This window comes from Microbacterium sp. (assembly GCF_049661145.1).
Lineage (GTDB): Bacteria > Actinomycetota > Actinomycetes > Actinomycetales > Microbacteriaceae > Microbacterium.
Genome location: NZ_JBASZT010000133.1, coordinates 1 through 9,564, shown reverse-complemented (window position 1 = coordinate 9,564; position 9,564 = coordinate 1). Strand labels below are relative to the sequence as shown.

The window sequence follows — 9,564 nt, the reverse complement described above, 5'->3', positions numbered from 1 at the left end:
GTACGTGCCCATCGGCTCCGCATGGCGACAGGCTACGTCAGTCGTCGCCGGTTGTCGCCGGTCCGCCCCGGTCCGCCCCGGTTCGCCCCGCGCCCGGCGGCGAGTGCGCCGGTTGTTGCCGAGTCCGCCGCTCCTGGGCGGTTCGTAACCGGCGGACTCGCGCACAACCGGCGCGCTCGACGCGCGGGACGGGCGCGCGGGCTGCGCGGGGGTGAGAGGGGCGCGGTACCCGGCATCCGTCATATTCACGAAACACGGTCCGCACTAGGCTCATCGGCATGGGTGACCTGTTCGACGGCTACGGTTCAACGCTGACGCCGCGTAAGACCGCTGCGGGTGTGCCGCCGTTCGACGAGATGTTCGCCGCTCCCGTGGATGCCGGGGCCGCCGTCGAGTCGCGCGACGCGTACCGCGAGCTCTACCACGCGCTCGCGCGGATGACGCAGACCGAGTTGCGCGGCCGCACCGATTCGCTCGCGAGCTCCTACCTGGCGCAAGGCGTCACGTTCGACTTCGCGGGCGAGGAGCGACCGTTCCCGCTCGACGCGGTGCCGCGGATCATCGAGTACGACGAGTGGTCGCGCGTCGAGAAGGGCGTGAAGCAGCGGGTGCGCGCTCTCGAGGCGTTCCTCGACGATGCGTATGGTCACCAGCACTGCGTGCGCGACGGCGTGCTGCCCGCCGGCCTCATCGCGAGCTCGCAGTACTTCTACCGTCAGGCGGCCGGCATCCGCGCCGCCAACGGCGTGCGCATTCAGGTCGCGGGCATCGACCTCATCCGCGACGAGCACGGCGAGATGCGCGTACTCGAGGACAACGTACGGGTACCCTCCGGCGTCAGTTACGTCATCTCGAACCGCCGCGTCATGGCGCAGACCCTTCCCGAGCTGTTCGTCTCGATGCACGTGCGTCCGGTCGGCGACTACCCCAACAAGCTGCTGCAGGCGCTGCGCGCCTCGGCCCCGCCGGGAATCGACGACCCGAACGTCGTCGTGCTCACGCCCGGCGTCTACAACTCGGCATACTTCGAGCACACCCTGCTGGCGCGGCTGATGGGTGTCGAGCTCGTCGAGGGTCGCGACCTGCAGTGCATGGGTGGCAAGGTGTTCATGCGCACGACGCGCGGCCCCAAGCGCGTCGACGTGATCTATCGCCGAGTCGACGACGACTTCCTCGATCCGCTGCAGTTCCGTGCCGACTCGATGCTGGGCGCGCCCGGCCTCATGCTCGCCGCGCGCCTCGGCAACGTGACGATCGCCAACGCCGTCGGCAACGGCGTCGCCGACGACAAGCTGCTGTACACGTACGTGCCCGACCTGATCCGGTACTACCTGTCCGAGGAACCCATCCTCAAGAACGTCGACACGTGGCGCCTCGAGGAGCCGGCGGCGCTGGAGGAAGTGCTCGACCGCCTCGATGAGCTCGTCGTCAAGCCCGTCGACGGCTCGGGCGGCAAGGGTCTCGTGGTCGGCCCCGACGCGTCTGCCGCCGAGCTCGAGAAGCTCCGCAAGAAGCTCATCCGCGACCCCCGCGGCTGGATCGCGCAACCCGTCGTCATGCTCTCGACGATCCCGACGCTCGTCGAGGACGGGATGCGCCCGCGCCACGCCGACCTGCGGCCTTTCGCGGTCAACAACGGCGACGAGGTGTGGGTGCTGCCCGGCGGCCTCACGCGCGTCGCGCTCCCCGAGGGCCAGCTCGTCGTGAACTCGTCCCAGGGCGGCGGGTCGAAGGACACCTGGATCGTCGGCGGTGAGGCGCCGTGGCGCCGCGACTATGCCGTGCAGACCTCCGGCGGCCTCGCGGGCCTCGTCGCCGACCAGGCGTCGGTGACGGAGGCGATCAACATCATCTACGACCCGCAGGGCGAGCAGGCGCACTCGCCCCACGACCGCCCGCGCACCTCGCGCGAGCAGCAGGAGCAGCAGCAGCAAGCGCGGCAGACCCCGGATGCCGCGGCATCCGCCCCCGGCTCTTCCTCGCCCTCCGTCGCCGAGCCGCTATCTTCCGACCGAGCCGCTACGTTCCGCACGGGCGAATCGTGGCGGTTCGGTCGAAACGTAGCGGCTCGCGGAGAGGAGGGGGCGTCATGCTGAGCCGCATCGCCGAGTCGCTCTTCTGGATCGGGCGCTACATCGTGCGGGCCGACGGGACGGCCCGCATCCTCGACGTGCACCTTCAGCTGCTGCTGGAGGACCCCTGGATCGACGAGGACACCGCGTGCCGCTCGCTCATGGGCGTCATGGGTTCGTTCCCCCCGGAGGATGCCGAGCGGGTCACCCGATCCGACGTGCTCACGAGCCTCGCCGTCGACCGCAACAACCCGTCGAGCATCGCCTACGCGCTCCACGCGGCGCGCGAGAACGCCCGGCGGGCGCGCGAGATCGTCTCGACCGAACTGTGGGAGACCCTCAACACCACCAACTCGCGGATGCCGCGGCGCCTGCACAACGAGAAGGTGCACGAGTTCTTCCAGTGGGTGCGCGAGCGCTCGGCGCTCGCGGTCGGCATCACCGACTCGTCCACGAGCCATGACGAGGCCTGGCAGTTCCTCACACTCGGCCGCTCGATCGAGCGCACCGACATGACGGCGCGGCTGCTCGCGACACGAGCGCTGACCGAGGCATCCGGCCCGTCGTGGACCACCATCCTCCGCTCGTGCGGCGCCTACGAGGCGTACCTGCGCACGTACCGGGGGATGCCGAGCGCGTCCAACGCGGCGGAGTTCCTGCTGCTGGACCGGCTGTTCCCCCGCTCGATCATCCACTCGATCGCCGAGGCCGAGAACTGCATGAGCGCCATCGATCCCGTCGCCGACCGTGTCGGGCACTCGAATACGGTGCTACGGGCGCTCGGCCGCATCCGCAACGACCTGGAGTACCGTCCCATCGCCGAGATCCTGCGCGACCTGCCCGAGCACATGGAGCAGGTGCAGAAGGTGACGCGCGAGGCGTCCGAGGCGATCCGCGGAAGGTTCTTCCCGACCCACACCGAGCCGAGCTGGATCGGAGAGACCTCATGAGACGGCTCCGCATCGAGCACGCCACCGGCTTCACGTACCAGGGCGCGGTCGGCGCGTCGTACAACGAGGCGCGGATGCTGCCGACGTCCACCGACACCCAGTTCGTGCTCAGTTCGCAGCTCGACATCGAGCCGTCCACGAGCGTGAACTACTACGTCGACTACTTCGGCACGCGCGTCGCGGCGTTCGACGTGCTCGCCGGGCACGCGGCGCTCGTGATCACCGCGCGGTCCCTCGTCGAGGTGCGCCGTCGCCCGCTGGAGTTCTCCGATCTCGGCTGGGAGCGCCTCGGCGCCGAGGCGGGTCGCGCGGTCACGACGGTCGAGATGCTCGGGCAGTCGGCGCGGACGGCGCCGCACCCCGAGGTCGCCGAGATCGCCCGATCGTTGGCGAGTCAGCATCCGACGCCCGCTCGCGCGGCCCACGCCATCGCGACGGCGATCGGCGACGCGGTCGAATACATGCCCGGGATCACCGGAGTGCACTCGACCGGCGCCGAGGCATGGACCGCGCGCAAGGGCGTGTGCCAGGACATCACTCACATCACGTTGGGGGCGCTACGGGAGGTGGGCATCCCCGCGCGCTACGTGTCGGGGTACCTGCACCCCGGCGAGCACGCCGAGATCGGGGTGCCGACGCGGGGGGAGTCGCACGCGTGGATCGAGTGGTTCGCCGGCGACTGGCAGGGTTTTGACCCGACGAACGGAATCGAGATCGGCGACCGGCACGTGCTCGTCGGCCGCGGCCGTGACTACAATGACGTCCCGCCGCTGCGCGGCGTGTACGCCGGCCCGCACAAGGGTGACCTGCACGTCAAGGTAACGATTACTCGCGAGGCGTAAGCCTCGTCCGCCGTTCGGCAGTCACTTGTGCACAGTGCGAGCCCGGCAGACTGTGCTCAAGTGACTGCCGAATCCCGGTTGCAGACGTGACCGCCGCCGGGGCGCCGCGCCCACAGCGCGCCCCGGCGCTCAGGGCCGCGCGCGGGCGGGCTCGGGGAGGCCGATGGGGGTGGTGGCGGCGACCTGATCGCTGAACTCCTCGGGCGCGAGCAGCGAGATGGGCAGGGTCTCGTCGACCTGCAGCCGGAAGCGGCGGTCCGGGTCGCCGTGCAGCCGGCCGCTCGCCAGCATCCACACGAGCCCGATCCCGAACGCGACGAAGCCCGCGCTGGCGCCGACGACGATCGCCATGCGGGGTCCGAACGCCGTCGCGACCCATCCCACGATGGGCGCGCCGACCGGGGTGGCTCCCATGAGGACGGCCATGTACAGCGCCATGACGCGTCCGCGCAGCGCCGGCGCCGTCGTCGTCTGCACGTACCCGTTCGCGGTCGTGAGGATCGTGACTGTCGAGAATCCGACGAGCACGAGCGTCAGGGCGTACAGGCCGTAGGCGGGCATGAGCGAGGACACGAGCGCCGCGAGTCCGAACGCCCCGGTCGCGATGACCACCACGCGCATGCGCGCGCGGTCGCGGCGCGCCGCCAGGAGGGCTCCGGTGAGCGATCCGATCGCCAGCACCGAACTGAGCAGTCCGTAGCCGTCGGCCTGCTGTCCGAACTCCAGGGCCATCGTCGAGGCGAAGATGGGGAAGTTCATGCCGAACGCCCCGATGAGGAACACCATGACGAACACGACGACGAGGTCGGCGCGACCCGCGACGTAGCGGAACCCGTCGGCCAGGCGCTGGGCACCCGTCGAGCGCACGCGCGGCACCAACTCGCCGGTACGCATCGCGAGCAGCGCCGCGATCATCGCGACGAACGTCAGCGCGTTGACGAGGAACACCCACCCCGTGCCGACGAGCACGATGAGCACGCCACCGACCGCCGGGCCGATCAGGCGCGCCATATTGAAGGATGCCGAGTTCAGCGCGATGGCATTGGATGCGTTCTCGCGAACCACGATGTCGGAGACGAAGGCCTGTCGCGCCGGCGCGTCGAACGCGTTGGCGACGCCGAAGGCGAACGCGAAGCAGAACATCAGGGGCAGCGTCATGATGCCCGTCAGCAGCAGCACGCCGGCCCCGATGCCCAGGAGCATGAGCGCCGACTGCGTGACCATGAGCAGGCGCCGTCGATCGAAGCGGTCGGCGACCCAGCCGGTGAGACTCACGAGCAGCAGCGGCGGACCGAACTGCAGCGCCATCGTGAAGCCCATGGCCGTCGCATCGTTGTCGGTGAGCCCGGTGAGGACGACCCAGTCCTGCGCGGTGGTCTGCATCCAGCCGCCGATGTTGGAGACCAGGGCGCCGAGGAACCAGATGCGGTAGTTGTACAGGCCCAGCGAGCGGAACATCGCCGGCATCCTCATCGTGCTGCCACCCCTCGCATCAGCTCGGCGGCGTCGTGCAGCAGCTGCCGTTGGGCGGGCGTGAGTTCGGCGAGCGCCTGCTCCAGCCATGAGTCGCGCCGCCGCACCGTCTCGGTGACGACCGCGCGGCCGGCGTCGGTGAGGGCGATGTTGACCTTGCGGCGGTCGTCGGCGTCAGGAGTGCGCGTGAGGTAGCCCGACTCTTCGAGGCAGTTGACCGTGCGGTTCATCGACGGCGCCGAGACGCGTTCGCGGTCGGCGAGTTCGCCCAGAGTGTGGGCGCCGTGCACCGAGAGGGCGGCGAGCACGGCGAACTGCCCGTCGCTCATGCTGTCGACGGCGCGCTGCGAGCGCAGCCGTCGGGCGAGGCGGAACGTCGCCATGCGCAGCGCGGAGGCATCGGCGGTCAGATCGAGGGGGTTGCTGGTATCGTCCATACAGTTAGTTAGCATAGCTTATTAGCTGTGCTAAGTAAATCGTCGCCATCTCAACGGACGCTGACCGCTAGCGTGTGCTCATGACCGTCGCCGCGCAGGAGCGCTCGTTCACCGATGACCACGGCATCCGCATCTTCTACGACGTGCACCCGGCGTGCGCCGAGCCGCGCGGTATCGTGCAGTTGCTGCACGGCGTCGGCGAGCACGCCGGCAGGTACGGTGCGCTGATCGCGAGGCTGACGGATGCCGGCTTCACGGTGTACGCCGACGATCATCGCGGCCATGGGCGCACCGGGATGGCGCAGTGGGCGGGAGACGCGACGAAGCTCGGGCGTCTGGGGCCCGGTGGGCACCGCGCCGCCGTCGCGGCGGTGTGGCAGTTCACGCGGCTGATCCGCGATGAGAATCCCGACCTGCCGCTCGTGATCATCGGACACTCGTGGGGGTCGTTCCTGACGCAGATCCTCGTGAACGACCACCCCGAGGCGTTCGACGCCGTCGTGCTGAGCGGATCGTCGCTGCGCTGGCCGGGCTCGCTGAACTCTGGCGACCTCAACAAGCCGTGGCAGGCGCCCGACGCCCTGGGTGTCGAGTGGCTCGCATCGGATCTGACCGTTGGCCGGGCGTTTCTCGACGACCCGTTGACGACCACGACGACGCTGCCGAAGCTGTTCGGCATCCGCGACGTGCTGCGGCTGCTCGGCAAGCCGCGCAAGGACCTCGGGGTTGATCTGCCGCTGCTGCTCATGGTCGGCCGCGACGATACGGTCGGTGGCCCCCGCGGTGTCCACCGGCTCGCGGACGCCTACCGGACCCGCTCCGGGCTCACCGATGTCACGACGCTCGTGTATCCGGGCGCCCGGCACGAGATCTTCAACGAGACCATGGCCGCCGCGGTGTTCGCCGATCTGCTCGCCTGGCTCGACGCGCGCTTTCCGGTCCGGGAGTGATGCGCGCGGAGGTTCGAGGTTGAGAGCTCTGTTGTACATTTGTCAGACAGAACCTACCATGGCACAATGGCCGCATCCATTGGTTTCCGTCCGACACGCGACGATGAGCGCATCCTGAAGGAAGCCGCCCGTCCCGGCGAGAGCACATCCGAGACGCTGCGCAGAGCCTTGCGTCTTCTCGATCACGAACGGTGGCTGATGCAGTTCCGCGCAGATGCGGAGCGACTCGCGAACGAGAATCTGAACGACGAGGCCGACGCCTGGTGATCCGTGGCGCGGTGTACCGCATCGAGCTGGGCAGGCCACGGGGGCACGAACAGGGCGGCAAACGGTTCGGCATCGTCGTCTCCCCGTCGGACTCACCGCTGTCCGTCGTTACGGTGGTACCGACCTCGACCTCAGCGGGTGCGTCGCTGCACCGGCCCGAGATCGACATTGCCGGGCGCCCCACCCGGGTGCTCATCGACCAGGTGCGTTCCATCGACGCGGACTATGTTGTCGGTGACCCTGTCGACTATCTTGCACGCGATGAGCTCACTCAGGTGGAGGATGCCCTCGGCCACTACCTCGGCATCTATCCCTCGCTCTTTCGCGGCTGATACGGCTTGCCCGGCTCGAGGTGAGATTTCGATACGGCCGCTGCGCGGCCGGCTCTACGCTGGAGTCATGCACGGTGAGTACAAAGTCCCGGGCGGCAAGCTCGTCGTCGTCGATCTCGAGGTGCGGGACGGCAAGATCGCCGACTTCCACCTCGCCGGGGATTTCTTCCTCGAACCCGACGACGCCCTCGCCGACATCGACGCCGCCGTCACCGGGCTGCCGGTGGAGACGGATGCCTCGGGCATCGCGGCGGCGGTGCGCGCGGCCCTCCCCGACGACGCGCACCTGCTGGGATTCACGCCGGAGTCGGTCGGGACGGCGGTGCGCCGCGCGCTCGTGACCGCCCCCGGCTGGAGCGACTTCGAGTGGGAGGTCGTGCACGAGAAGGCCGTCTCGCCCCGCATGAACCTCGCCCTCGACGAGGTGCTCACCGCGCGCGTCGGCGACGGCCGTCGCAAGCCCACGATGAGAATCTGGGAGTGGGACACGTCGGCCGTCATCATCGGCTCGTTCCAGTCCGTCCGCAACGAAGTGGATGCCGAGGGCGCGGCGCGGCACGGGTTCGAGATCGTGCGGCGCATCTCGGGCGGGGGCGCGATGCTCATGGCGGCGAACTCGATCGTGACCTATTCGCTGTATGTGCCGGCATCCCTCGTCGCGGGGATGACGTTCGCGGACTCGTACGCCTTCCTCGATGATTGGGCGCTGCAAGCGCTGCGCTCGCTCGGTGTCGACGCGGTGTATCAGCCGCTGAACGACATCGCGTCGCCGAGCGGCAAGATCGGCGGAGCCGCGCAGAAGCGGCTGGCGAACGGCGGGGTGCTGCACCACGCGACGCTGTCGTACGACATGGACGGTCAGGTCATGACCGAGGTGCTGCGGATCGGCCGCGAGAAGCTGTCGGACAAGGGGACGACGTCGGCGGCGAAGCGCGTCGATCCGCTCCGCAGCCAGACGGGGCTGCCGCGCGAGGCGATCATCGCGCGGTTCGTCGAGACCTTCACCAAGCTGTACGCCGCCGAGCCCGGCCACATCACCGACGAGGAGTACGCCGAGGCCGAGGCGCTCGTGGCGTCGAAGTTCGCGACGGACGCGTGGCTGCACCGGGTGCCGTGACCGGCTCGGTCACGATCCACCAGGGCGACAGTCTCGTCGTCGCGGCGGGGCTGCCGTCGGCATCCTTCACCCTGGTCTACCTCGATCCGCCGTTCAACACCGGGCGCTCGCGGACGCGTGCCGTCGAGTCGGCGTCCCGAACTCCTCCAACGTCCCGCGACCAGGCGTCCGAACAGTCGGAACCGGCCGTTTCGGCGCCGGATTGGAGGAGTCCGGGACAGGGCGAGGTCAAGACCGGCTTCCGCGGCACGAGCTACGCGCGGCTGCGCGGCGACCTGCGGCGGTACGACGACCGCTTCGACGACTACTGGGACTTCCTGGAGGCGAGGCTGCGCGGGGCCTGGCGGCTGCTGACCGACGACGGCACGCTGTACCTGCACCTCGACTACCGCGAGGCGCACTACGCGAAAGTGCTGCTCGACGCGCTCTTCGGGCGCGAGTGCTTCCTCAACGAGCTGATCTGGGCATACGACTACGGCGCGAAGAGCCGGCGGCGCTGGCCGACCAAGCACGACACGATCCTGGTGTACGTCAAGGACCCGGCGCGGTACTGGTTCGACTCGGATGCGGTAGACCGCGAGCCCTACATGGCCCCGGGGCTGGTGACACCCGAGAAGGCCGCGCGCGGCAAGCTCCCCACCGACGTGTGGTGGCACACGATCGTGCCGACGAACGGCCGGGAGAAGACCGGCTACCCGACGCAGAAACCCGAGGGCATTCTCCGCCGAATCGTGCAGGCGTCGTCGCGGCCCGGCGATCGGGTGCTCGACCTGTTCGCCGGCAGCGGCACCACCGGCGCGGTCGCCGCAGCATTGGGCCGCGACGCCGTGCTCGTGGACGACAATCCCGAAGCGATCGAGGTCATGCGCCGACGGATGCCGGGGGCACAGGTGCTGTGACGGGCGCGCAGTCACTGGCGTGTGCGCAGCCTCCGCACGGTCATTGCGCCCTCGGCATCCGCTCGGCTCGCGCTGCCGGTTGTGGCTCGCGCTGCTGATTGTGGCTCGCGCTGCTGCTCTTTCGACCGCGTGAGCCACTTTCGACCGCGCGAACGCGCCCGGCGCCCGGCGCCCGGCGCCCGGCGCCCGGCGCCCGCGAGCCCAGTTACTTCACGAGTGCGAACC

At 69.5% G+C, this 9,564-nt stretch carries 10 protein-coding genes; 8 read left to right on the top strand and 2 right to left on the bottom strand.

Features of this window, described 5'->3' with window-relative positions:
• Positions 1-278: 278 nt before the first annotated feature.
• Genes WBP48_RS05910 through WBP48_RS05900 form a run of 3 tightly spaced genes read left to right on the top strand, consistent with a single transcriptional unit; the run spans position 279 to position 3,864 of the window.
• Complete coding sequence (locus WBP48_RS05910) at positions 279-2,096, top strand: circularly permuted type 2 ATP-grasp protein (protein WP_424437508.1); 1,818 nt, start codon at positions 279-281, stop codon at positions 2,094-2,096.
• A complete protein-coding gene (locus tag WBP48_RS05905) occupies positions 2,090-3,022 on the top strand; it encodes an alpha-E domain-containing protein (RefSeq protein WP_424437505.1) in 933 nt (310 codons plus the stop codon). Before WBP48_RS05910 ends, WBP48_RS05905 begins: the two co-directional genes overlap by 7 nt.
• Entirely contained in the window at positions 3,019-3,864 is an 846-nt protein-coding gene (locus WBP48_RS05900) for a transglutaminase family protein (RefSeq protein ID WP_424437502.1), read from the top strand. Before WBP48_RS05905 ends, WBP48_RS05900 begins: the two co-directional genes overlap by 4 nt.
• 129 nt (positions 3,865-3,993) lie before the next feature.
• Here the strand turns inward: WBP48_RS05900 and WBP48_RS05895 are convergent, their stop codons facing one another.
• Positions 3,994-5,322, bottom strand: coding sequence for an MFS transporter (locus tag WBP48_RS05895; RefSeq protein ID WP_424437499.1), 1,329 nt, complete (start codon positions 5,320-5,322; stop codon positions 3,994-3,996).
• Positions 5,323-5,333: 11 nt separating this feature from the next.
• A complete protein-coding gene (locus WBP48_RS05890; RefSeq protein WP_424437496.1) occupies positions 5,334-5,774 on the bottom strand; it encodes a MarR family winged helix-turn-helix transcriptional regulator in 441 nt (146 codons plus the stop codon).
• Between the two features lie 80 nt (positions 5,775-5,854).
• On the opposite strand from WBP48_RS05890, the gene WBP48_RS05885 reads away from it, so the two are divergent.
• From WBP48_RS05885 to WBP48_RS05865, 5 genes are all read left to right on the top strand, one after another.
• Positions 5,855-6,724: an alpha/beta hydrolase gene (locus tag WBP48_RS05885; protein WP_424437493.1), complete on the top strand. Its 870-nt coding sequence runs from the start codon at positions 5,855-5,857 to the stop codon at positions 6,722-6,724.
• A 66-nt stretch (positions 6,725-6,790) separates the two neighbouring features.
• The gene (locus tag WBP48_RS05880; RefSeq protein WP_424437490.1) at positions 6,791-6,991 is read left to right on the top strand and encodes a hypothetical protein; all 201 of its coding nucleotides are present in this window, start codon (positions 6,791-6,793) and stop codon (positions 6,989-6,991) included.
• Positions 6,988-7,323 carry a type II toxin-antitoxin system PemK/MazF family toxin gene (locus tag WBP48_RS05875; protein WP_424437487.1) on the top strand — a complete coding sequence of 112 codons (336 nt, stop codon included), beginning with the start codon at positions 6,988-6,990 and terminating at the stop codon, positions 7,321-7,323. The genes WBP48_RS05880 and WBP48_RS05875 overlap by 4 nt, the downstream gene beginning before the upstream one ends.
• A 67-nt stretch (positions 7,324-7,390) precedes the next feature.
• A complete protein-coding gene (locus WBP48_RS05870; RefSeq protein WP_424437484.1) occupies positions 7,391-8,440 on the top strand; it encodes a lipoate--protein ligase family protein in 1,050 nt (349 codons plus the stop codon).
• Positions 8,419-9,339, top strand: coding sequence for a DNA-methyltransferase (locus WBP48_RS05865; RefSeq protein WP_424437481.1), 921 nt, complete (start codon positions 8,419-8,421; stop codon positions 9,337-9,339). Before WBP48_RS05870 ends, WBP48_RS05865 begins: the two co-directional genes overlap by 22 nt.
• The last annotated feature ends 225 nt before the right edge of the window (positions 9,340-9,564 follow it).